21 protein-coding genes are annotated in these 23,005 nt (G+C 69.0%); 7 read left to right on the top strand and 14 right to left on the bottom strand.

Annotated features, from left to right (window positions below; translation table 11 throughout):
* Positions 1 to 322 precede the first annotated feature (322 nt).
* On the bottom strand, positions 323 to 1,678 hold the full coding sequence (gene dnaB, locus ACVCAG_RS22620) for a replicative DNA helicase (RefSeq protein WP_344744206.1): 1,356 nt from the start codon (positions 1,676 to 1,678) through the stop codon (positions 323 to 325).
* Between the two features lie 466 nt (positions 1,679 to 2,144).
* Here dnaB and ACVCAG_RS22615 point away from each other — a divergent pair, with 466 nt between their 5' ends.
* Both ACVCAG_RS22615 and ACVCAG_RS22610 read left to right on the top strand, forming a co-directional pair.
* Complete coding sequence (locus ACVCAG_RS22615; RefSeq protein ID WP_447190247.1) at positions 2,145 to 3,413, top strand: MATE family efflux transporter; 1,269 nt, start codon at positions 2,145 to 2,147, stop codon at positions 3,411 to 3,413.
* A gap of 269 nt (positions 3,414 to 3,682) precedes the next feature.
* The gene (locus ACVCAG_RS22610; protein WP_447190237.1) at positions 3,683 to 5,347 is read left to right on the top strand and encodes an APC family permease; all 1,665 of its coding nucleotides are present in this window, start codon (positions 3,683 to 3,685) and stop codon (positions 5,345 to 5,347) included.
* Positions 5,348 to 5,399: 52 nt separating this feature from the next.
* Here the strand turns inward: ACVCAG_RS22610 and ACVCAG_RS22605 are convergent, their stop codons facing one another.
* The 7 genes from ACVCAG_RS22605 to rpsF all read right to left on the bottom strand — a co-directional run bounded on the left by ACVCAG_RS22605 (position 5,400) and on the right by rpsF (position 10,068).
* The gene (locus tag ACVCAG_RS22605; RefSeq protein WP_440085436.1) at positions 5,400 to 6,143 is read right to left on the bottom strand and encodes an ATP-binding cassette domain-containing protein; all 744 of its coding nucleotides are present in this window, start codon (positions 6,141 to 6,143) and stop codon (positions 5,400 to 5,402) included.
* 73 nt (positions 6,144 to 6,216) lie between these two features.
* Complete coding sequence (locus ACVCAG_RS22600; protein ID WP_440085435.1) at positions 6,217 to 7,083, bottom strand: ABC transporter permease subunit; 867 nt, start codon at positions 7,081 to 7,083, stop codon at positions 6,217 to 6,219.
* Positions 7,084 to 7,210: 127 nt separating this feature from the next.
* A complete protein-coding gene (locus tag ACVCAG_RS22595) occupies positions 7,211 to 8,098 on the bottom strand; it encodes a transporter substrate-binding domain-containing protein (protein ID WP_440085434.1) in 888 nt (295 codons plus the stop codon).
* Between the two features lie 240 nt (positions 8,099 to 8,338).
* Complete coding sequence (gene rplI, locus ACVCAG_RS22590; protein WP_344744211.1) at positions 8,339 to 8,785, bottom strand: 50S ribosomal protein L9; 447 nt, start codon at positions 8,783 to 8,785, stop codon at positions 8,339 to 8,341.
* Between the two features lie 14 nt (positions 8,786 to 8,799).
* Entirely contained in the window at positions 8,800 to 9,036 is a 237-nt protein-coding gene (gene rpsR, locus ACVCAG_RS22585) for a 30S ribosomal protein S18 (RefSeq protein WP_012895699.1), read from the bottom strand.
* A 100-nt stretch (positions 9,037 to 9,136) separates the two neighbouring features.
* Positions 9,137 to 9,700, bottom strand: a complete 564-nt coding sequence (locus tag ACVCAG_RS22580) for a single-stranded DNA-binding protein (protein WP_350968673.1) — start codon at positions 9,698 to 9,700, stop codon at positions 9,137 to 9,139.
* 77 nt (positions 9,701 to 9,777) lie between these two features.
* Entirely contained in the window at positions 9,778 to 10,068 is a 291-nt protein-coding gene (rpsF, locus tag ACVCAG_RS22575; RefSeq protein ID WP_030919721.1) for a 30S ribosomal protein S6, read from the bottom strand.
* A gap of 256 nt (positions 10,069 to 10,324) precedes the next feature.
* Between rpsF and ACVCAG_RS22570 the strand changes: the two genes are divergently transcribed.
* Positions 10,325 to 10,636: a hypothetical protein gene (locus ACVCAG_RS22570; RefSeq protein WP_440085433.1), complete on the top strand. Its 312-nt coding sequence runs from the start codon at positions 10,325 to 10,327 to the stop codon at positions 10,634 to 10,636.
* A gap of 95 nt (positions 10,637 to 10,731) precedes the next feature.
* Here ACVCAG_RS22570 and ACVCAG_RS22565 read toward each other — a convergent pair whose 3' ends face one another.
* Positions 10,732 to 10,917, bottom strand: a complete 186-nt coding sequence (locus ACVCAG_RS22565) for a hypothetical protein (protein WP_344922769.1) — start codon at positions 10,915 to 10,917, stop codon at positions 10,732 to 10,734.
* Between the two features lie 95 nt (positions 10,918 to 11,012).
* Between ACVCAG_RS22565 and ACVCAG_RS22560 the strand changes: the two genes are divergently transcribed.
* Entirely contained in the window at positions 11,013 to 11,771 is a 759-nt protein-coding gene (locus ACVCAG_RS22560) for a deoxyribonuclease IV (RefSeq protein WP_447190236.1), read from the top strand.
* Between the two features lie 114 nt (positions 11,772 to 11,885).
* Here ACVCAG_RS22560 and ACVCAG_RS22555 read toward each other — a convergent pair whose 3' ends face one another.
* The 3 genes from ACVCAG_RS22555 to ACVCAG_RS22545 form a co-directional block, all read right to left on the bottom strand.
* Positions 11,886 to 13,022, bottom strand: a complete 1,137-nt coding sequence (locus tag ACVCAG_RS22555) for a hypothetical protein (RefSeq protein ID WP_447190235.1) — start codon at positions 13,020 to 13,022, stop codon at positions 11,886 to 11,888.
* Between the two features lie 192 nt (positions 13,023 to 13,214).
* The gene (locus ACVCAG_RS22550; RefSeq protein WP_440085430.1) at positions 13,215 to 14,522 is read right to left on the bottom strand and encodes a glycosyltransferase 87 family protein; all 1,308 of its coding nucleotides are present in this window, start codon (positions 14,520 to 14,522) and stop codon (positions 13,215 to 13,217) included.
* A complete protein-coding gene (locus tag ACVCAG_RS22545) occupies positions 14,522 to 17,209 on the bottom strand; it encodes a transglycosylase domain-containing protein (RefSeq protein WP_447190234.1) in 2,688 nt (895 codons plus the stop codon). The genes ACVCAG_RS22550 and ACVCAG_RS22545 overlap by 1 nt, the downstream gene beginning before the upstream one ends.
* A 616-nt stretch (positions 17,210 to 17,825) precedes the next feature.
* On the opposite strand from ACVCAG_RS22545, the gene ACVCAG_RS22540 reads away from it, so the two are divergent.
* Entirely contained in the window at positions 17,826 to 18,500 is a 675-nt protein-coding gene (locus tag ACVCAG_RS22540) for a helix-turn-helix transcriptional regulator (RefSeq protein ID WP_440085428.1), read from the top strand.
* 30 nt (positions 18,501 to 18,530) lie between these two features.
* Positions 18,531 to 19,610: an inositol-3-phosphate synthase gene (locus tag ACVCAG_RS22535; RefSeq protein WP_362688163.1), complete on the top strand. Its 1,080-nt coding sequence runs from the start codon at positions 18,531 to 18,533 to the stop codon at positions 19,608 to 19,610.
* 107 nt (positions 19,611 to 19,717) lie between these two features.
* On the opposite strand, the gene idi is transcribed toward ACVCAG_RS22535, so the two are convergent.
* Positions 19,718 to 20,299, bottom strand: coding sequence for an isopentenyl-diphosphate Delta-isomerase (gene idi / locus ACVCAG_RS22530; protein WP_447190233.1), 582 nt, complete (start codon positions 20,297 to 20,299; stop codon positions 19,718 to 19,720).
* A 135-nt stretch (positions 20,300 to 20,434) separates the two neighbouring features.
* Here idi and ACVCAG_RS22525 point away from each other — a divergent pair, with 135 nt between their 5' ends.
* The gene (locus tag ACVCAG_RS22525; protein ID WP_447190232.1) at positions 20,435 to 21,745 is read left to right on the top strand and encodes an MFS transporter; all 1,311 of its coding nucleotides are present in this window, start codon (positions 20,435 to 20,437) and stop codon (positions 21,743 to 21,745) included.
* On the opposite strand, the gene ACVCAG_RS22520 is transcribed toward ACVCAG_RS22525, so the two are convergent.
* Positions 21,737 to 22,951, bottom strand: a complete 1,215-nt coding sequence (locus ACVCAG_RS22520; RefSeq protein WP_440085457.1) for an adenosylmethionine--8-amino-7-oxononanoate transaminase — start codon at positions 22,949 to 22,951, stop codon at positions 21,737 to 21,739. The genes ACVCAG_RS22525 and ACVCAG_RS22520 overlap by 9 nt on opposite strands.
* Positions 22,952 to 23,005 lie beyond the last annotated feature (54 nt).

Raw genomic sequence — 23,005 nt, 5'->3', positions numbered from 1 at the left:
GGGTACCGCTCGACTACAACCGTCCGCACGGCCGGCTGGCTCACCCCTATCGAGTACGAGATGCTCTATCCGAACGTCCGGTCGGCATGAGAGTCAACCGAGCCGACTCCACCGAACTCGGGGTACATCAAAGCTCTACGAAACTCGGCGCGGTTCAACCTGGACCATAGGTAGCAGCTACGCGCCGCGCATCACAAACCGCAAAAAATTTAATAACGGACAGTCACATCTAAGGCATGCTGCGCACGGAAACGCGGATTTGCGCATCCACTGCGCATTAAGCAGAGACAGTGCGCATCGAATCGCGGATCCTACACCAGGTCTAGTGAGGGGCCATGTCGACGAAACGGCTGTAGTGGCCCTGGAAGGCCACGGTGACCGTGGCGGTGGGACCGTTACGGTGCTTGGCCACGATCAGGTCGGCCTCGCCCGCCCTGGGCGACTCGCGCTCGTAGGCGTCCTCCCGGTGGAGAAGGATGACCATGTCCGCGTCCTGCTCGATGCTTCCGGACTCGCGCAGGTCGCTGACCATGGGCCTCTTGTCCGTCCGCTGCTCCGGGCCACGGTTGAGCTGGGAGATCGCGATCACCGGGACCTCCAGCTCCTTGGCGAGGAGCTTGATGGCCCGGGAGATCTCGGAGACCTCGTTCTGACGGCTCTCGGTCTTCTTCGGCGAGGACATCAGCTGCAGGTAGTCGATGATGACGAACCGCAGGTCGTTGCGCTGCTTGAGACGGCGACACTTGGCCCTGATCTCCATCATCGACATGTTGGGCGAGTCGTCGATGAACAGCGGGGCCTCGGCCACCTCGCCCATCCGCCGGGCCAGCTTGGCCCAGTCGTCGTCGGTCATCGTGCCCGATCGCATGGCGTGCAACGCCACCCGCGCCTCGGCCGACAGCAGACGCATCGTGATCTCATTACGCGACATTTCCAGCGAGAACACCACGGTCGTCATGCCGTGCTTGATAGCGGCAGATCTCGCGAAATCCAGCCCCAAAGTCGACTTGCCGATGGCGGGACGGGCGGCCACGACGATCATCTGGCCGGGGTGCAGGCCGTTGGTGAGGGAGTCGAGGTCCTGGAAGCCGGTGGGGACTCCGACCATCTGGCCGCTTCGGCCGCCGATGGCCTCCAACTCGTCGAGGGCCCCCGGCATGATGTCGGCCAGCGGGATGTAGTCCTCGGAGGTGCGGCGCTCGGTGACCTTGTAGATCTCCGCCTGGGCACGGTCGACGAGGTCGTCGACCTCCTCGTCCTGACCGCCGTAACCGTAGGAGACGATGCGGGTGCCGGCCTCGATCAGGCGGCGGAGGATGGCCTGCTCTCGGACGATCCTCGCGTAGTAACCGGCGTTGGCTGCGGTCGGGACGACGGCGGTCAGCGTGTGAAGATAGGCGCCGCCGCCGATCCTGGCGACCTCGCCCCGCTTCTGCAGCTCGTCGAGGATGGTGACGGCGTCGGCGGGGTCGCCCCGACCGTAGAGGTCGGTGATGATGTCGTAGATGATCTGGTGGGCCGGACGGTAGAAGTCGTCGGACCGCAGGATCTCGACCACGTCGGCGATGGCGTCCTTGGACAGCAGCATGCCGCCCAGGACCGACTGCTCGGCCTCGATGTTGTTCGGTGGGGTGCGCTCGAATCTCGGCTCGAAGACCGGCGGCTCCGCGATGCTCACCACACACCCCCTCTTTCGAACACAGTTACGTTATCTCTATTTGTAGCCGATCGGTGTGACAGTTTCGCGGCTTCACGCCCGGCTGGCAACGCGGCCTGTCGACAGGGGTGTGGATAAGCTGTGCACTTCTTCCCCAGAGGTGTGGGCACCCTGGGGACAGTTCTGTGGATAACTCTTGTCCACAGCTGTGGATAACACTCTGACCAGCAAAAACGTCATCCACTGCCTGTGGAGAAAAGAAAGTTGGCACGACACGCCGAAAGTCGCCCCAGATGACATGCCCTGACGGGTTCATCCCACTGAAGATCCATCCTGCGGTAAGAGGCACAATGGACGAGTGCCTCTTACTCCTCGATCCGGCCGATCCGAACGGCCCCGAGCCGGCCGAGCCGACCGATCCGGCGGATTAGATCGGGCCGGCGGATCGGGCGGATCCGGTCGGTCCGGTCGCGACCACGACCGGCAGATCCTGCGGCTGGCGCTGCCCGCGTTCGGCGCCCTGGTGGCCGAACCGCTGTTCCTGCTGACCGACACCGTCGTCGTCGGCCGCCTGCCCGCCCCCGCGCTCGGCGCCCTGGGAGTGGCGAGCACGGTGCTGAGCTTCCTGGTGGGACTGTGCGTGTTCCTGGCGTACGGCACGACCGCGGCGGTGGCACGGCAGATCGGGGCGGGCGAGACCGGGCGGGCGCTTCGGCAGGGGGTGGACGGCCTCTGGCTGGCCGCCGGGGTGGGAGTGGCGATCATCGTGGTCGTCTGGCCGCTGGCCCCCTCGCTGGTTCACCTGATCGGCGCCGAGGGCGAGCTCGCCCGGCAGGCGGTGACCTACCTGCGGATCAGCCTGCTGGGCGTCCCCGCCATGCTGCTGGTGCTCGCGGGCACGGGCGTGCTGCGCGGCATGCAGGACACCGCCACCCCGCTGGTGGTGGCGGTGGGGGCCTTCGCGCTGAACGCCGTGCTCAACATCGTGTTCGTCCTGGGACTGGGCTGGGGGATCGCGGGCTCGGCCTGGGGCACCGTGCTGGCCCAGTCGCTCGCCGCCGCCGTCTATCTCCTGCTGATCCTCGTCCGGTACCGCGCGCCGTTCCGCCCCGACCTGGCGGGTGTGCGGGCTGCGGGCTCGGCCGGAATCGCTCTGATCATCCGTACGGCGTGCCTTCAACTGGTACTGGCCGTCGCGACGGCCGCGGCCACCCGCATGGGAGAGCAGCAGATCGAGGCGCACACCGTCGCCATCAGGATCTGGACCCTGATGGCGTTCGCCCTGGACGCGATCGCCATCGCCGGGCAGGCGATCACCGGCCGCGCGCTGGGCGCCGGCGACGTGGCGGGAGCTCGCGGCGCGACCGGGAGGATGGTCGTCTGGGGGGTCGGCTCGGGCGTGCTGCTCGGCCTCCTCATAGTGCTGGCCAGGCCGTTCGTGCCCGCGCTGTTCAACGCAGGTCCCGTCGTCGCCGCGGAGTTGCTCGACCTGCTCTGGGTGGTGGCCGCCCTGCAGCCCGTCGCCGGGGTGGTGTTCGTGCTGGACGGCGTGCTGATCGGGGCCGGAGACCGGCGCTACCTCGCCTGGGCGGGGGTGTGGACGACGATCGCCTACCTGCCCGCCGCGTTCCTGGTGGACCTGCGGGGCGGCGGCCTGGTGGCGCTCTGGCTGGCGCTCGGGCTGTGGATGACGGCCCGGCTGGTCACCCTGTCGACGCGGGCGTACGGCAGGGCGTGGCTGGTGGTCGGCGGCTGAAGCGACTGAACCGGCCGAAGCGGCCGGATGGACGCCAGGGCGGCGAGACGGCGGGCGGCAGGCAGCAGGCGGTTCGCCCGTGACGGACGGTGTCCGCCGGGCAGGTGATCCAGGCGTGACACTGTGGTGTCCACGACGTGACCGGATAACCCTTGTCCGGTGGAACACCCCTGCGGCACTGTGAAACGAGTCCCACAATATAGGGTTATCAGCCCACCACGATTGGTCGCGTCGTGCCCGAAGGTCCTTCTTCGTCGATCGTTCGCCGCATGCCGCCGGACCATGCCACAGGCCGGTTGACCGGTGCGCGCCACGGCCTTCCCACGGCCTATCGCGGGGCGGACCTCATCGTCCTCGGTGTCGGGGTCATGATCGGCGCGGGCATCTTCGGCCTCGCCGGCCGCCAGGCCGCGAACATGGCCGGACCGGGCGTGATCCTCTCTTTCATGATCGCGGGGATCACCAGCCTGCTCGTGGCCTTCTGCTTCGCCGAGCTGTCCTCCGCCATGCCGAGCTCGGGAAGCGCCTATACCTTCGCCTACGTCATCTTCGGCGAGGTCTGGGCCTGGGTCGTGGGCTGGGCGCTGGTCCTGGAACTCCTGCTGGCCACGGCGGCGGTGGCCCGCGCCTGGTCGCTCTACGCCGCCCAGATGCTCACCGACCTCGGAGTACGCCTTCCCGAGGTGATCGCGGGCATGGTCGGCCAGACCACGGGTTTCGACCTGTTCACGCTGTTCATCCTGGCGATCCTCACCGCCGTGGTGGCCCTGGGCGCCCGCGTCGGACTGCGCACCCTGTGGGTCATCGTGGTCGCCAAGCTGCTGGCCATCGGCGCGGTCATCGTGGTCGGAGCCCTCCACTTCGACCAGCGCAACCTCGCGGCCATCCCGGTGCCGGCGGTGCCCGCGGGGAGGGCCGAGGAAGCCCTGCACTCCCCGCTGCTCGGCCTCCTCCTCGGCCAGACGGGCACGTTCGGCTGGTTCGGCATCTTCGCCTCCTCGGCGGCCATCACCTTCGCGTACATCGGCTTCGACGTCGTGGCCACCGCCGCCGAGGAGTCCGAGGACGCCCCGCGGTCGATCCCGAAGGGCATCATCCGTGGGCTGGTGCTCACCACGGTCATCTACATCGCGGTCGCGGTGATCATGGTCGGGATGACCCCGTATGACAAGATCTCCACGGATGCCCCGCTCGCCAGCGCCTTCCGCGAGGCGGGCGAGGGCTTCATGGTGCACGTCATCAACATCGGGGCGGTGCTCGGCCTCACCACCGTCGTCCTGGTGCTGTTCGTCGGCCTGACCCGCGTGCTGTTCTCCATGGCGCGCGACGGGCTGATCCCCCGCTCGCTCTCCAAGATCAACCGTAGCTACCGCAGCCCGACGAGGGTCACGGTGATCATCGGATTCCTCGCGATCCTGCTGGCCGAGTTCGTGGACGTGCTGACGCTCGAACCGCTGGTCGTGATCGGGGCCCTGTTCGTGTTCATCGTCGTGGCCGGCGGGGTGGTCAGGATGCGGCAGACGATGCCGGACCTGCCCCGGGGCTTCCGCACCCCGCTCTCTCCCGGCGTGCCGATCGCCTCGATCCTCGCCTGCCTGTGGCTCATGGTGAACCTGCAGCTCATCACCTGGCTGTACTTCATCATCTGGATGGCCTTCGGCGTGCTGGTCTACCTGGTGTACGGAAGGCGCAACAGCGTGCTCGCCACGGCGGCGCGGCCTCTCCCCGAGACTCCCGTACGCCCTGCCCCGGGGCGCTACCAGTACGGCCCCGGGGACGGACGGACGGGCCCACCCGGACCACCCGGACCACCCGGCCCGCCTGGTCCACCCGGCCCGCCTGGTCCACCCGGCCCGCCGTTCGGCCCTCCAGGCCCTCCAGGCGGTCCCGGTCCCGGATCCGCCGCCGGGCCCCGCGGCAGGCACCGCCGCTGAGACCCGTCCGCCGAGGCCTCGGCAGGCCCGGGAACCCGGGAGCGGGAAGAGGTCAGAGGCGCCGGGCGTCGATCACACTCTGCACGAACTCCCTGGTACGGGGTTCACGAGGATCGGTGAAGATCTGCTCGGGGGTGCCTCGTTCCAGGAGCACGCCGCCGTCGAGGAAGCAGACGGTGTCGGCGATCTCGCGGCAGAAACCCATCTCGTGGGTGGTCAGGACCATGGTCATGCCCCCCTCCTTGAGCTCCCGGATGATCCCGAGCACCTCCTTGACCAGCGCCGGGTCCAGGGCCGAGGTGACCTCGTCCAGCAGCATCAGGCGAGGCCGGGTGGCCAGGGCCCTGATGATCGCGGCACGCTGCTGCTGGCCGCCGGAGAGCTGGTCGGGGTAGGCGTCCGCCTTGTCCGCCAGGCCGAACCTGGCCAGCAGGTCGCGAGCCTGCGACTCGGCCTGCCTCCTGCCCGCCTTGTGCACCTTGCGCGGCGCCAGCGTGATGTTGTCCAGCACGCTCATGTGCGGGAACAGGTTGAACGCCTGGAACACGATGCCGATGCGCTTGCGCACGTCGTCGGGATCGGTCCCGGCATCGGTGATCTCCTCACCGTCCAGGGTGATCGTGCCGTCGTCGGCGGTCTCCAGCAGGTTGACGCAGCGCAGCAGGGTGGACTTGCCGGAGCCGGAGGCGCCGATCAGGCAGACCACCTCGTGCGGCTCGACCTCCAGGTCGATCCCGCGCAGCACGCTGTGGCCTCGGTAGTTCTTCCACAGGCCCTCGATGGCCAGCAGGCTCATGCCCTCTCCTCCCGTGCCGCGGCCGTCCCACCGGGCGGTGGGACGCTGCCGCCGTACGCCCCGGTCCGCCCGCTCACTGGCCCCGCCGCCGCTGCGAGCGGGCCGCCAGGTAGTCGGTGAAGCGGGCCATGGGGATGGTGAGCAGGATGAACAGCAGCGCCGCCGCCAGGTAGGGGGTGTAGTTGAAGGTGCTGGCGACGTGGATCTGCGCCTGCCGCAGCGCCTCCAGGGGACCGATCGTGGCGACGAGCGCGGTGTCCTTCTGCAGCGAGACGAAGTCGTTGAGCAGCGGCGGCACCACCCGGCGCACGGCCTGCGGCACCACCACGTGACGCATGGTCTGGCCGTGACTCAGCCCGAGGGACCGGGCGGCGGCCCGCTGGCTGGGGTGCACCGACTCGATGCCGGCCCGGAAGACCTCCGCCACGTACGCGCCGTACGAGAGGGTGAGCGCGATGATGCCCAGCGTCGCGAGGTCCGTCGGTGTGCCCTGCAGGCCGAGTGCGGGCAGGCCGAAGCCGACGAGATAGATGACGAGGATCGTGGGCACGCCACGGAAGACGTCGGTGTAGATCACCGCGAGAGCGCGCAGCGGGAAGAACACCGCCGCCGTGAGGTTGCGGGCCAGCGCGACGAGCATTCCCACCACGAGGATCAGCGGCTCGGCGATCAGAAAGATCTTGATGTTGAGCAGGAACCCGCTCAGCACGTCCGGCAGCGCCCCGGTGAACTGGTCGAGGTCGAAGAACGTCTCCCGCACCCGGGGCCAGCCGGGCGAGGCGGTGAAGAGCCAGAGCAGCAGGACGATCACGAGGATCGTCGAGACCGTCGCGACGGAGCCCGAACGGATCGACGACCTCCTGCGGAGCCGCTCCCGCTCCAGCTGCCGCTCGCTCTTCGCCCAGCCGGTGGGACCCCCCGGGCGCTCGTCGTTCCTCATCGAGCGCCGCCGCGACGCGGACCGTACGCGCTCCGCGCCCGCGGCGAACCCTCGGCCCCGGCCGTGGTTCCGGCTTTGGACATCAACACGGGCATGAGCATGAGCGACGTCGGAGGGAACTCCAGGGTCACTTCAGCTCCGGTGCGCCCGCGGCGGAGCCGAGCCACTCGGTCTCGATCTTCGCCAGCTCACCGGAGGCGGTCAGCTCGTCGATGGCCTCGTTCACGCAGCCCACCAGCGGGCTTCCCTTCTCGAAGACCGCGCCGAAGACCTCGGGCTCCCCGGAGGCCGTGCCGAACTGACCGACGATCCTGGAGTTCTCGACCTGGGCCGCGGTCACGTAGAAGGCGGTGGGCAGGTCGACCACCACGGCGTCGACCTGCTTGTTCTTCAGCGCGTTGACGGCGTCGATCTGCTCGTTGTAGACGTTGATCTCGGACGACGGCTTGATGACGTCCTTGACCGCCTGCAGCGAGGTGGTGCCGATCTGCACGCCGATCTTGGCGTCCTTCAGGCCCGCCAGGTCCGTGGCGGAGGCGACCTTGGAACCGTCCAGCGCGACCACGGCCTGCTTGACCGTGTAGTAACCCTTGCTGAAGTCGACGACCTTGGCCCGGTCGGGAGTCACCGAGACCTGGTTGACGTCGAAGTCGAACTGCTTGGCACCCGGCGCGAACGCGGAGTCGAACTTCACCGTCGCCCAGGTGACGTCACCCTTGGCGAAACCCAGCCGGTCCGCGACGGCGTAGGCGACCGCGCTCTCGAAGCCCTTGCCGTTGGCCGGGTCGTCGTCGCTGAACCACGGCTCGTACGCGGGCTTGTCGGTGCCGATGGTCAGCTTGCCGGGGGTCTTCAGCGCGGGGCTGCCCTTGGCGCAGGCGCTGGAAGCCGTGGAGGAGCCCGAGGAGCCCGAGGACGCGGGGCTCGCCTGGGTCGTCGTTTCCGAGGCCGGCGCACAGGCCACCGTGGTCGCCGCGAGGGCACCGAGCGCGAACAGCGTCGAGGGACGGACCATGGCGAAACCTCCAGGGCGAAGCAACGGTTCCCGAATTGTATGTACTAGCAGTGACCTGGAGTAACGGGATATCAAAATGTGAAATTTCCCGGCGGAAAAGAGGGTTTTCACCGGCCTTCCGGGCCCGTGTGAGGACCGGCAAAGGCGGTCTCCACCGGTTTTCCGAGCCGGAGGGAGGACCGGGAAAGGACAAGGGCCCCTCCCCGCGAACGGGGAGGGGCCCTTGTCACACGGGGCCTGTCAGGCCGCGACGACCTCGACATCGAGGGACGCGGAGACCTCCGGGTGCAGCTTGACGCTGACCCGGTGGGAACCGAGGCTCTTGATCGCGGAGGCGATCTCGATGCGACGGCGGTCGAGCAGGGGGCCGCCGGCGGCCTTGACGGCCTCGGCGACGTCACCCGTGGTGATGGAGCCGAAGAGACGGCCGGACTCGCCGGCCTTCGTCTTCAGGACCACCTTCAGGGCCTGCAGCTGGCCGGCGACTTCCTTGGCGGTGCCAAGGTCGCGAATCTCGCGAGCGTCACGGGCCTTCTTGATCGAGGAGATCTGCTTCTCGCCGCCACGCGTCCAGAGGATCGCGAAACCGCGGGGAAGCAGGTAGTTGCGGCCGTAACCGCTCTTGACCTCGACGATGTCGCCAGGGGCGCCGAGGCCGGTGACCTCACTGGTGAGAATGAGCTTCATCTGTCCGGACCTCCTTAGCGCGCGGTGCTCATGTACGGCAGGAGCGCCATCTCACGAGCGTTCTTGATAGCGGTCGCCACGTCACGCTGGTGCTGGGTGCAGTTGCCCGTCACCCGGCGGGCACGGATCTTGCCGCGGTCGGAGATGAACTTCCGAAGCAGCGCCGTGTCCTTGTAGTCGACGTAGGAGATCTTGTCGTGGCAGAACAGGCAAACCTTCTTCTTAGGCTTGCGCAGTGCCGGCTTGGCCATCGTGGTGCTCCTTTCAGAGCCCCGCCGTCAGGCGGGAATGGTCGCTGCGGATATGGACTGGGATTTCGGGACGCGGTCGCGGCCGTCCCGCAGGAGCTCCCTAGAAAGGCGGTTCGTCGCTGAAGTCGCCGCCGCCGAAGCCGCCGCCACCCTGCTGCTGCTGACCGCCGCCGCCCCCGTAGTTGTTGCCGCCGCCGCCGGAGAAGCCGCCACCTTGCGGTGCGGCCGGCGCCGCGGAGGCCCACGGGTCGTTGGCGGGGCCGCCGCCGAAGCCGCCACCGCCGCCACCGCCCTGACGGGCGGTCTTGTTGACCTTGGCGGTCGCGTTTCTCAGGGAGGGGCCGACCTCGTCGACCTCAACCTCGTAAACGGTGCGCTTCTCGCCTTCCTTGGTCTCGTAAGACCTCTGGCGGAGCCGTCCCTGAACGATGACCCGCATGCCGCGCTGGAGGCTCTCGGCGGCGTTCTCCGCCGCCTGCCGCCACACGTTGCAGGTCAGGAACAGGCCTTCGCCGTCTTTCCACTCGTTGGTCGTCTTGTCGAGGAACCTCGGAGTGGACGCGATGCGAAACCGGGCCACCGCTTGCCCCGTAGGGGTGAAGCGCAGCTCCGGATCGTCGACGAGGTTGCCGACGATGGTGATCGTGGTGTCGCCTGCTGCCATGGCTAGCGCTGCCCTTCCTGCGGCCTTCGCTGGTTATCGGCTCAGAGTACGGCTGCCGCCCGACAAAATGCCGGAGATTAGTGCACGTCCGGGCGCAGGACCTTGGTGCGCAGGATTCCCTCGTTGAGGTTCATCTGCCGGTCGAGCTCCTTGACCGTGGCGGGCTCGGCGCTCAGGTCGATGACGGCGTAGATGCCCTCGGGCTTCTTCGCGATGTCGTAGGACAGCCTGCGGCGACCCCACACGTCGACCTTCTCCACGGTGCCGCCGTCGTTGCGGACGACCGTGAGGAACTGGTCGAGGGAAGGGGCGACCGTACGCTCATCGAGCGAGGGGTCAAGAATGACCATCACTTCGTAACGGCGCATGCTGACTTCCAACCTCCTCTGGACTCTTGCGGTCACGACACCGTGCCGTGACAGGAGGACGCTGACGTACTTCACCTCGGGCTCCCATTTCGGCGCTCGGGGTGGAGGGTGGGCCATGACACACCCATTCGACGTAGCCGTGCCAGCCTACCAGTCCGGCAAGGGTTGGGCCGTCACCTCGCCGGGCACGTCCCCATCAGGGGAAACGGGTACGTCCTGGTGAGACACGTCCTCACCGGGAAAGGGGGCGGGGAGGATGCCGCAGGTGTCCGGGCACGGCCGGAGCGGGCGTTCCCGGTTCAGGCTGAACAGCGACGGGCGGCGCCACCCACTGGAGAACGCGCTGAGCGTCTGCACGATCCTCTGCGGGCTGATCGCCTTCGTGGCCGGGTTCTTCCCCGCGGCGCACTCCGTCGCGTCGTTCCTGGGGGTGCTGGGGTTCTTCGGCGGCCTCTACTCCCAGTACGTCTCCGCGACGACGCCGGAGCGCGCGCTGAACATCGTGGGCATCGTGGCCTCGTTCGTCGGTGTGGCCTTCGGCATCCGCAACGGGGGTTTCCTCCCGTAGGGTCCCGAACCTGACGAGGGCCACACCGGCGAGGGCCGGGCCGGAGGCCAGGCCATGCGGGCCGGGCCGCCGAGCGGCACGCGGGCGGGGAACGGCTAGCCGGCCAGGCGCAGGTCCACGCCCAGCAGGATGAGGAACCACAGGAAGACCGCGAGCAGTGCCTCGGCGATGTCCTTCAGGAGTGCGGGGGTGATGTACTCGTACACCCAGGCGACGTAGATGCCGATCAGGATGTAGATGAGGCCGATGAGACTGATCCCTCTGCGATAGCGAGCAGCCACTTGGAACTCCTTGGGGTTGGCCCGTGGGGGCGGGCGGTGGGGCGCGACCTGCGACTGCCCATGCCCTCGGCGTTGAAACGGCTACTCTCGGATACATGCCGCTTATCGGAGCTCATGTCGACCAGGACGACCCGCTGGCGCATGCCAGGGCGCGCGGCGCCGAGGTCGTGCAGTTCTTCCTCGGTGACCCGAAGGGGTGGAAGACCCCGGTCATCGGCGAGAAGACGCGGGAGATCAAGGACTCGGACGTGGAGGTGTACGTCCACGCCCCCTACGTCATCAACGTGGCGACCGCCAACAACCGGGTGCGCATCCCCAGCCGCAAGCTGCTGAGCTCGCACCTCGCGGCGGCGGCCGAGCTGGGCGCCCGGGGACTGATCGTCCACGGCGGGCACGTCGGCGCCGGAGACGACCCGCAGACGGGCTTCGACAACTGGCGCAAGGTGTTCGAGCGCCTGGAGGAGCACGAGGTCCCCGTGCTCATCGAGAACACCGCGGGCGGCGGCAACGCGATGGCGCGCAAGCTCGAGCGCGTCGCCCGGCTGTGGGACGCGCTCGACGGCTTCGACGTGGGCTTCTGCCTCGACACCTGCCACGCCCACGCGGGCGGCGAGGACCTGGCGGACGTGGTCGAGCGGGTCATGGCGATCACCGGCAGGATCGACCTGATCCACTGCAACGACTCGCGCGACGCCTTCGACTCCGGCGCCGACCGGCACGCGAGCCTCGGCGCGGGCCGGATCGATCCCGAGCTCATCCTGGGGGTGTGCCGGAGCGCGAACGCCCCGATCGTGGTGGAGACCCCCTTCGACGGCCAGGCCGAGGACATCGCCTTCCTCAGGACGAAGCTCTAGAAGCTCCGAGGGAGGCTCGGGCGAGGTTCCGGGACGAGAATTGATCCACAGCCTGTGGATAACTTCATGGGATTACTTTTCCCGGAGAGTGGGTAGGGAGTCTTCCCCCGCGGCTCAGCCCACCCACGCCCCGTCGGCGAAGATCAACACATTGAGCGCCATCAACGGGCCCACGATCAGGGCGTAGAAGATGATGATCCATCGTCGCCACGGCGCCGGCCCGCCGCTCGCCTTGGCGATGAGGATGAAGAGCGGCCACCACAGCAGCGCCGAGCGCGGGACCGACAGATAGTAGGCGGAGCACAGCAGGGCACCCACCTGGAGCCCCACGTAGACGAACTCGCTCCACCTCCGCAGGTAGAGCAGGACCAGCACGAGCCCGACCCCGACGATCGCCCCCGCGATCTCCATCCGGAACGCCCAGGCCATTCGCCCCTCACCCGCGGCCGCGTTCAAGGTCGTGATCAGCGACTCCCAGGGCCAGACCATGTGACGCCCCCAGCCGGCCTCCTGCGCGCTCTTCCAGGCCAGCCAGTCGCCCGTGCGGGAGTACTGGTAGGCGGAGTAGAGCGCCGGCGGCACGAACGGGAGGAGCAGCCACCCCACCCGCCGTAAGGGCTGCCTGCGGACGAGGAACTCCACGATCAGCGCGACGGCCAGGAACAGGCCGGTGATGCGCACGCAGGAGGCGCCCGCCGCCAGGGCCGCGGCGAGCGGCCAGCGGCCCTGACGCGCCGCGAGCCAGGCCGGGACGGCGAAGGCCAGGAAGAGCGACTCGCTGTAGCCCGCGAACAGGAACACCGCCATCGGCCAGAGCAGCAGCGCCAGCACCGCGCGCCGGCCGGTTCCCTCCGGCCCCTCGAACTCGGCCAGCCTGGCGAGCGCCGCCATCGCGACGGCACCGGCCACCAGGGAGATCAGCAGACCGGCGAGCGTCCAGTCGTCGATCACGAGATGCACCGCGCGGAGCATCAGCGGCATTCCGGGGAAGAAGGCGGGCAGCCCCCTGTCGGGCTCGCTGCCCGGGACGCCGTCGTAGCCGTGCTCGGCGATGGTGATGAGGAGGTTCGCGTCCCAGTTGCGCCAGCGCTCCAGGAACGGCTTCGGTACGGCGTCCCCCTCCATCAGCGCCTGCGCGCCGACGGCGACCAGGACGACGATTCCCAGGCGGGAGGCCAGCCAGAGCAGCAGCCCTTCCGTCGCGGTGTCGCGCGGAGGGGTCTCGCGAGGGGGAGCGGAAGGAGTGGTCACAAGGTCGAATTGTTCCGGATCACCTCGGCGGACCGCCAGACTCGGACGCCCCCCGAACGGACCCACTCCGCCTCCTGCCACCTCGCCGACCCGCCGGGCGCTCGGCGAACACCCTCGGCCCGGCCCCTGCCACCTCGGCGGACTCACCGGACCCGCCGGGCACGGACGCCCGGTGGACGCCCCCGCCCGGCGCTAGGAGAGCGCGAGCCTGAAGCGGTCGGGTGCCCCGTCGAAGACGCCGCCCGCCTGGTCGTCGGTCCCGTCTTCGCGGATCACGTCCTTGTCCGGGACAAAGATGTCCCGTACGACGAACGCCATCATGATCAGAATGGTGATCGCGCGGGCCCACACGGCGGTGAAGTAGGTGTCGCCCGCGATGCCCAGGGCCTCGTTGCCCGGCTGGATGCCGACGAGATACAGCCAGATCGCGAAGAAGTACCAGCACTCGGCGAGCTGCCAGAGCGCGATCGGCTTCCAGCCCGGCCTGGCCAGCACCGCGAAGGGGATCAGCCAGAGCACGTACTGCGGCGACCACACCTTGTTGGTCAGCATGAACGCCGCCAGGGTGAGGAAGCACAGCTGCATCAGGCGGGGACGGGTCCTGGCCGTCAGGGTGATCACGGCGATCGCCAGGCAGAACGCGGCGAGCGAGATGACGCCCAGCCTGTCGAGGAGCTCGGAGTCACCGAGGATCGGCCACTGCTTCTGGTTGAAGAAGTACCAGATGGAGCCCCAGTCGGCCGGTCGCTCCTGGCTGAAGACGTAGAACCTCTTCCAGCCGTCGAAGGCGAAGACCATGATCGGCACGTTGACGACGAGCCAGGCGCCCGCGACACCGCCGATCGTCTTGAGGAACGGCATCCACCTGCCGGTGCGCAGCGTCAGCAGGAACAGCGGGCCGAGGAACATCAGCGGGTAGAACTTGGTGGCGATCGCCAGACCGAGCAGGATGCCCGCGAGCCACTGCTTCCGCTTCGACCAGGCCAGCAGCGCGCCCAGCGCGAGGGCGTTGGCCGCCAGGTCCCAGTTGATGTACGCGGTGAGGATCAGCGCGGGGGCCAGGGCGTACCAGAGCGCGTCCCAGCGCCTGGCGGGACCGGCCAGCGTGGCCATCAGCAGCACGCCGACGACCAGGCAGAGCGCCATGAGGATGACGGTGAGGTCGTAGAACGCCGTCCCCTGGTCGCTCATCGGGGTGACGATCCGGCGGAAGAACTCCATGATCCCGCCGATGCCGACGGGGTACTCGACCGGATAGTCGAAATAGGGGATCTTGCCCTCGTTGAGCTTCTCGTTCCACCACAGGGGATAGATGTCGGTGTAACAGAAGTTCGTGAACTGCAGGGTCCCGTGGTTCCACGCCCCGTCGACGCGGCACGGCCACTTCCAGAACCAGGCCAGGATCGCCCCCAGCCCCGCGAACAGGGCCAAGGGCAGGTACGGGATGGCCCGGGTGCCTAACTCGGGCAGCGGGCTTCGCGACGACAGGAGGTTCTTCATCAGGGACGCCGTCCGCTCGCCGAAGGTGTCGGGACCAGGGCCGCGGCCGGCGTGCCGGGGGCGCCGACCGCGCCCGGCGCGCCGTTCTGTTCCAGCTCGCCGTTCGGCGGATCGTTGCCCGGATCGCCGCCGTCGCCGACGTCGCACGAGCCGTCCCAGGGCAGGCACTCGCGGCCGTCGGGCTCGCCCTGCCCGCCGTCGTCGTTGTTGTTGTTGTCGTTCGGCCAGCCGCCGTCGTCGCCGTTCTCGTCGGGGAACGGGTTGGTGTCGTCCATCGTCGGCGTCGGGCTGGGCGTCGGGGTGGGCGTGACCAGGTTGTTCCGCGTCCCGGTGTTGGCCCTCGGCGGGAACTGCAGGACCTCGTCCTTGGCGGTCACGGCCTGCATGTAGTCGTGCCAGATCTGGGTCGGAGTGCCGCCGCCGCCGATGAACTCGGGCATGGGCTGCTCCTTCCAGAGGATGTTCTCGTCCTTGATCTTTCTGTTCGGCAGGCCGTACTTGTCGACCTTGAGCTTGCGCGTCCCGGCCTTGTTGTAGGGCACGTCGTTGGACATGCCGACCGCGGTGACGATCTGCGGGGTGAAGCCGACGAACCAGGCGTCCTTGTAGCCGTTGTTCGTGCCGGTCTTGCCGGCCACCGGCCGCGTGCCGAGGTTGGCGGCGCCGCCGGTGCCGCTCCTGACGACGGCCTGCAGCGCGACGGTCGTGTCGGCCGCGGTCTCGGGGGTGATGACCTGCGTCTCGACGACCTGCTCGGGGAGCACGAGGGAGCCGTCGACCGTGGTCACCTTGGTGACGGTGTGCCAGTTGAAGTGCTTGCCCTCGTTGGCGAAGATCCCGTAACCGGCGGCCTGCTCGACCGCGGTGACCGAGGCGCTGCCGATGGTGACCTGGTACTTCTGCTCCTGGACCGCGTAGTCGACCGCGTTCTTGCCCCCGTAGGAGGGGTTGTACTTGGCCGTCTCACCGACCCCCGCCGTCTTGGCGATCTTCGCCACCTCTTCGAGGGTCACCTCCTCGCCCATCTGCACGAAGACGGTGTTGACCGAGCTGGCCATCGCCTTGACCATGTCGATCGGCCCGAACGCCTGGTTCCCCGAGTTGCTGATCGGGGTGGTGCCGGGCATCTTGATCGTCCGCATGCCGTCGACCAGGCTGTCGAGCGACTTGTCGTTCTCCAGCCAGGCCGCGAGCACGTAGGGCTTGAACGCCGACGCCGCCTGCTTGGTGGAGTCGAACGCGCGGTTGTTGAAGTCGTTGACGAAGTCGTCGCCGCTGTAGAAGGCGAGCACCCGGCCGTTCTTCGGGTCCACCGAGGCCAGCCTGGCGTGGATGGTCCGCTCCAGGCCGGCGGTGCGGGCCTTCACCGCCTTCTGCGCCTCCTTCATCATCTTCTCGTCGAAGGTGGTGTAGACCTTGTAGCCCTCGGTCTCCAGGTCCTCCTGTTTGATGCCCCGCTCCTTGAGCTCTCGCAGGACGATGTTGAGCATGTAGCCCTTGAGACCCTTGTAGGTGTTCGCGACCTTGGCCTTCTTGAACTCCAGGTCGTCGAAGGAACTCCCCGCGTACTTGCCGTACGCGGCGGGGTCCATCTCCGCCATGTTCTTGAGCGCGGCGCCGAACCGCCACTTGATCGCGGAGTAGTCGCCCTTCTGCTCCTGGACGTCGAAGGCGTTCGGGTTCTGGACCCGGGCGGCCAGGTAGGCGCCCTCCGGCACGGTCAGCTGGCCGACGTTCTTGTTGAAGAACGTCTTCGCGGCCGCCTGGATGCCGTACGCGCCGCGACCGAAGTAGATGAGGTTGAAGTACTCCTCGAGGATCTGGTCCTTCTCCATCGTCTTGCTCAGCTTGACCGAGACGAAGATCTCCTTGATCTTGCGCTGGATCGAGACTTCCTGGCTGAGGCCCTCGTAGTAGCCGCGCGCCATCTGCTGGGTGATGGTCGAGGCGCCCTGGAGCTGGGTGCCGCTGACGGTGCTCCAGACCGAGCGGGCCATGCCCGCGAGGTCGATGCCGCTGTCGGTGCGGAAGGTCTGGTTCTCCAGGGCGATCGCCGCGTCCTGGACATGCCGGGGAATCTGCGCGAGCTTCACCGGGACGCGCTGGACGCCGAGCCGCGCGATCGGGGTCTTCTTGTCGCGGTAGTAGATCACGCTGCCCCGGTCGTCCGCGCTGGCCTGCGTGGAATTGGGGATGGGCGTGTTGGCGTAGGCGACCGCGATCATGCCGAAGACGCCCGCGCTGAGCACCACGAAGCTGGCCATGACGATCTTCCAGTTGGGCAGGAAGCGCGTCCACCTCCTGGCCTCGGGCTCGTCGTCGCCGCCGGGACCGCCTCCCCCGGGACCTCCGGGACCCCCGGGACCCTCGGGTCCGCCCGCGGCGGGACCGCTCGCGCCACGCCCGCGGCGCCTGCGCCCGCCCTCGCCCGGCCTCGGACCGGCGGAACGCCCGCCGCCCGCCTGGGCGGCGAGCATCGCCTGGGTGTCCTCGAAGGCGGCCTCGGCACGGCGGCCGGTCGGGTCGGTGTCGCGGCGGCGCGCCTCGCCGGGGGCACCGGGGCCGCGCGGGGGCATCCCGCCGGGAGCACCGGGAGCGCCGGGGGCGCCCGCGTCGCGCCGGGGCGGTCCGCCGGGCTGGGGGGACGCGCCGCCGAGGTAGGGCATCCCGCCGGGCTGGGGCATCATCGCGGTCCGGGGATCGGCTCCCGCTCTCTGCGGCGGCCGGGCCTGCGGTGCCTGCCGGGAAGAATCCCAGCCCGCGTCAGTTTGGGGGTTTTGTGAGGGGGGAACTGCACGGGGAGCGGCTCCTGGGCTCGAGCGACGGCGCCGCCCCTGGCGAGCCGATCCGTCGGCGCCCTCATGGCGCCCGTCCGGCTCCGGGTCATTGCTGTGGCTGTAACTCACGCGTCCTCGTTTGGTCATCGGGGTCTATGACGGCGTGCAGGCGGGCGAGACTACCTCCTGATCAACGGGGACCTCGCCGCCTTGGCTCACTGGTAGCCGGCCTATTCGGGTGGATCTCCATTCCCGGGGACGAACGAGATCGCCAGGTGGTTCGAGCAACAACCTTGGCAGACCTCCCCCGCGTTGACGCGGGATTCCCGGCATTGAAAAGCGGTCCACGCCGCGCGGGGGCCGTGTCCCACCACCGCCTGCTGTGACCACATACGCGCCAGACTACGGCTTTTTGCGGTTTGCTCCCAACCTCTTGGGAAAGTCGCTGATTGCAGCCTTATGTTGAATGGACGTATCCTGTCGATGTATCGGTTCGATACATCGACGCGAGAGGTGGTGGTTTCCAGTGGCCGGCGGACGTGGCGGCGTGCTGGAGCTGGCCGTGCTCGGGTCGTTGCACGAGACCCCGCTACACGGCTATGAGCTGCGCAAACGGCTCAACGCCCTACTCGGCATGTTCCGGGCGTTCTCCTACGGCTCCCTCTACCCGTGCCTCCGCCAGTTGCTCAACGACGGGCTGATCGTCGAAGACGGCGACGCCGCCGCGGCCACCACGGCCGCCGACAGCGCCATCGTGCTCCCCGGCCGCCGTTCGAAGATCGTCTACAAGCTGACCGCGGAGGGCAAGGAACGCCTGCAGGAACTCCTCACCCAGGCCGGCCCGTCCGCCTGGGAGGACGAGAGCTTCGGCGTGCACTTCGCCTTCTTCAGGCACACCGAGGCCGAGGTGCGCCTGCGCATTCTCGAAGGTCGCCGCAGCCGGCTGGAGGAACGTCTGGACGCCGTGCGCACGGCACTCGCCCGTACGCGCGAACGGCTGGACAGCTACACCCTCGAGCTCCAGCGTCACGGTCTGGAGTCGGTCGAACGCGAAGTGCGCTGGTTGAATGAGCTGATCGCCACCGAACGGCGAGCATCGCCGCCGGAAGGGGAACGGCGGCCCGCGCGAGATGAGACGTCCAGGGCGCCCGCGCCAGGGACGGGCACGACGGGGCGGCACGCCACCCCGGAAGAGAACTGACCACTGAGAGAACAAAGGGGAGCGAGTGCCATGGGTTCGGTGCGCGTAGCCATTGTCGGTGTAGGCAACTGTGCCACGTCGCTCATTCAGGGCGTGCACTACTACCGGGACGCCGACCCCGGTGCCCGGGTGCCGGGCCTGATGCACGTGAAGTTCGGCGACTACCACGTCGGCGACGTGGAGTTCGTCGCGGCTTTCGACGTGGACGCCAAGAAGGTCGGGCGTGACCTGTCCGAGGCGATCGTGGCCTCGGAGAACAACACGATCAAGATCTGCGACGTGCCGCCGCTCGGCGTGACGGTGCAGCGAGGTCCCACCTACGACGGTCTCGGCGAGTACTACCGGGAGATGGTGGAGGAGTCCGACGAGGCCCCGGTCGACGTCGTCCAGGTCCTCAAGGACAGCAAGGTCGACGTTCTCGTCTCCTACCTGCCGGTGGGCTCGGAGGAGGCCGACCGCTTCTACGCCCAGTGCGCCCTCGACGCCAAGGTCGCGTTCGTCAACGCGCTGCCGGTGTTCATCGCCTCCGACCCCACGTGGGCCCAGAAGTTCGTCGACGCCGGGGTCCCGATCGTCGGTGACGACATCAAGTCGCAGGTCGGGGCGACCATCACGCACCGCGTGATGGCCAAGCTGTTCGAGGACCGCGGTGTCGAGCTGCTGCGCACGTACCAGCTGAACTTCGGCGGCAACATGGACTTCATGAACATGCTGGAGCGCAAGCGCCTGCAGTCCAAGAAGATCTCCAAGACACAGTCGGTCACCTCGCAGATCCCGCACGAGATGCAGAAGGCCGACGTGCACATCGGCCCGTCGGACCACGTGCCGTGGCTCGACGACCGCAAGTGGGCGTACGTGCGCCTGGAGGGCAGGTCCTTCGGCGACACTCCCCTCAACCTGGAGTACAAGCTGGAGGTCTGGGACTCCCCCAACTCCGCCGGCATCATCATCGACGCGGTGCGCGCCGCCAAGATCGCCCTTGACCGGGGCATCTCCGGCCCGATCCTGTCCGCCTCCTCGTACTTCATGAAGTCACCGCCGGAGCAGTACTCCGACGACGAGGCGCGCGACTACGTGGAGAAGTTCATCCGCGGCGAGGTCGAGCGCTGACCTGCCGGCGTCGCACGACGATCGAGCGGACGGCGAGAGCCCCCGGCCCACACGGGCCGGGGGCTCTCGCCGTAGGGCGGCCGCCGGTATGGCGGGCCGCGGACGGGTCAGCGGGCGGCGGGCGGGAGATCGGCGGGGTCGGCGGCCCGCCAGGCGAGCGGGTCGGCGCCGAGCTCGGCCAGCTGGGGGATCTGCTCGCGGCACCAGGGGGAGATCGCCAGACGGTCGCCGAGCACCCCGTCGGTGAACTCCTTCCACGGCATCCAGCGGACGTCGTCGACCTCGTCGGGGTTGGGCGCCGCCTCCGCGGTCACGAGCACCCGGTAGACCGGGCACAGCTCCCGCTCGACGGTGCCGTTGTCCATGACCGCGCGGTAGGAGAAGCGGGGCAGGAGGAGATCGACCTGGCCGGCCGCGAGGCCCAGCTCGTGGGAGAGCCTGCGGGTCACCGCCTCGGGAAGCGGCTCGCCGGGCAGGGGGTGGCCGCAACAGCTGTTGGTCCACACCCCCGGCCAGGTGATCTTGTGCAGTGCGCGGCGGGACAGGAGGACCCGCCCCTGCTCGTCGAACACGTAACTGGAGAAGGCCAGGTGGAGGGGAGTGTCGAGACCGTGCACCGTGGCCTTGGCCGCCGTGCCGATCGCGTTTCCCTCGGTGTCGACGAGCACAACGTGTTCATCAGGTGTCACTCGACCGAGGGTACGTGATCATGTCGGTTTACCGCGCCCCCTAAGCGATACGTAGGCAAAGGTACGAAATGTCCAACTACCCCATCAGGGATGTTCCCGATGCCCGCCCATCGCCGTCGCACATAGGCTGAGCGCGTGTCATTCGTATCCGATCTACGCGTGGTCCTGGAAGGTCGGGACTTCCGGAGGCTGTACGCGACCCGCCTGGTCTCGCAGTTCTCCGACGGGATCTTCCAGTTCGCCGTGGCCGGGTTCGCGTTCTTCAGCCCGGAGAAGAGCACGAGCGCGGTGGAGATCGCCGCCGGGCTGGCCGTGCTGCTGCTGCCGTACTCGATCCTGGGCCCCTTCGTCGGGGTGTTCATCGACCGCTGGTCGCGGCGGCAGATCCTGGTCATCGCGCCGCTGGTCCGCGGGGCGCTGCTGCTCGCCGCGGCGGCGCTCGTCGCCGCGGACGCCCCCGACGGGATCTTCTACGCCGCCGCGCTCGGCGTGCTCGGGGTGAACCGCTTCTTCCTGGCCGCGCTGGGGGCCTCGCTCCCGCACGTCGTGCCGGCCGACCGGCTGATGGTGGCCAACGCGGTCACCCCGACCTCGGGCACCGTGCTCACCTTCGTGGGCATCGGCGCCGGCTACCTGCTCCGGGCGGTCTTCGGCTCCGACCACCGTGGCACCGCGGTGCTGCTGGTCGTCTCCGGCCTCGTCTTCGGGCTCAGCGCGCTCATCTCCATGACCATGGGCAGGCGGCTGCTCGGTCCCGCCTACGACCCCGACCGGCCGCAGGCCCGCGAGGCCGTGCGCCACGTGCTGACCGGCCTGACCGACGGCGCGCGGCACCTCGCCCGGCACCGGGCCGCCGCCGCGGCGATGGGCGCGATGGCGACCCACCGGTTCATGTACGGCATGTGCACGGCCATGCTCGTGCTGCTGTCGCGCTACTACTTCGCCGAGAACGCCGAGGACGCGCTGAACGCGGTCTCCATCGTGGTCGCCACCTCGGGGGTCGGCTACTTCCTGGCCATCCTGGTCACGCCGTGGGCCACCGAGCGCTTCGGCATCGAACGGTGGGTCCCGGCCATGCTGGTCACCGCCGGGGTGCTGACGCTGGCGCTCTGCGCGCCGTTCCAGCAGTGGGGGTTCGCGGCCGCGGGCTTCGTCCTCGGCATCGCCGGGCAGAGCATCAAGATCTGCGCCGACACCGCCGTCCAGCGCGACCTGCAGGACGCCTACCTCGGCCGGGCCTTCTCCATCTACGACATGCTCTTCAACGGCAGCTACGTGCTGGCCGCGGCCCTGGCGGCGGCGCTGCTCCCGCCGGACGGCAGGTCGCTGCTCGTGCTGGTGGTCATCGCCGCCGGATACGTCGCGGGCGCGGTGATCTACCGGATCGTCACGCCGGCCCGGGTCATCGAGCCGCTGCCGTCATCGCCGTCGCCACCCTCACAGTGACCGGGCCGCCGCCGTCATCGCCGTCGTGACCCTCTCCAGGTCGTCGTCGCCGATCGAGTAGGGCGGCATCGCGTAGATCAGCCGTCCGAACGGGCGGAGCCAGACGCCGTGCCGCATGACGAGGTCCTGGACGGCGGGGACGTCGACGGGCTCGCGGGCCTCGATCACCCCGATCGCGCCGAGGACCCGCACGTCGCTCACCCCGGGTGCCCCCGAGGCCCCGGCCAGGCCCGCGAGGAGACCGGCCTCGATCCGGCCGACCTCCTCGCGCCACGGGCGCTCCCGCAGGAGCTCCAGGGAGGCGCTCGCGACGGCCGCGGCCAGCGGGTTGCCCATGAACGTCGGCCCGTGCGTCAGCACGCCGACGCCCCCGGCCACCCGCTCGGTGCACAGCGTCGCGGCCAGCGACATGTAGCCGCCGGTCAGGGCCTTTCCCAGGCACATGATGTCGGGCCTGATCCCGGCGTGGTCGCAGCCGAACAGCTCCCCGGTCCTGCCGAACCCGGTGGCGATCTCGTCGGCGATCAGCAGGACGCCGTGCTCGTCGGCCAGCTCGCGGAGCAGCCGCAGGTAGGCCGGGTGGTAGAAGTGCATGCCGCCCGCCCCCTGGACGACCGGCTCCACGATGATCGCGGCCAGCTCGCCGGCGTGCCGGGCGACCAGGTCCGCCAGCCGGGCCGCGTAACCCTCGTCGTACTCGCGCGGCGGCCGGTCGGCGAACACGTGCTCGGGCAGCACGCCGGAGAACAGGTGGTGCATGCCGTTGACCGGGTCGCAGACCGACATCGCCCCGAAGGTGTCGCCGTGGTAACCGCCCCTCACCGTGAGCAGCCGTCCCCTGCCGGTGAACTGGAACGCCATCTTGATCGCGACCTCGACGGCGACCGACCCCGAGTCGGCGAGGAACACCTTCGGCAGCCCGGTCATCGCGGCGAGCGTGGCGGCCAGCCGCACGGCGGGCTCGTGGGTGAGCCCGCCGAACATGACGTGCGCCATGTCCTCCAGCTGGTCCTTCAGCGCCCGGTTGAGCCGGGGGTGGTTGTAGCCGTGGACGGCCGCCCACCAGGACGACATGCCGTCGACCAGCTCGCGCCCGTCGGCGAGCGTCAGCCGCACCCCGTCCGCGCGGGAGACGACGTGCGGCGCCACCGGCTGGGGTGTGGCCGCGTAGGGGTGCCACACGTGCTCACGGTCGAGCCGGGCGATCTCCGCCGGGGCGATCTCCGCGCCCCCGGCCGTTCCCGCGATCTCGTCAAGGCC

The organism is Streptosporangium sp. G12 (assembly GCF_052983175.1).
This window is presented reverse-complemented; position numbering and strand designations above follow the sequence as displayed.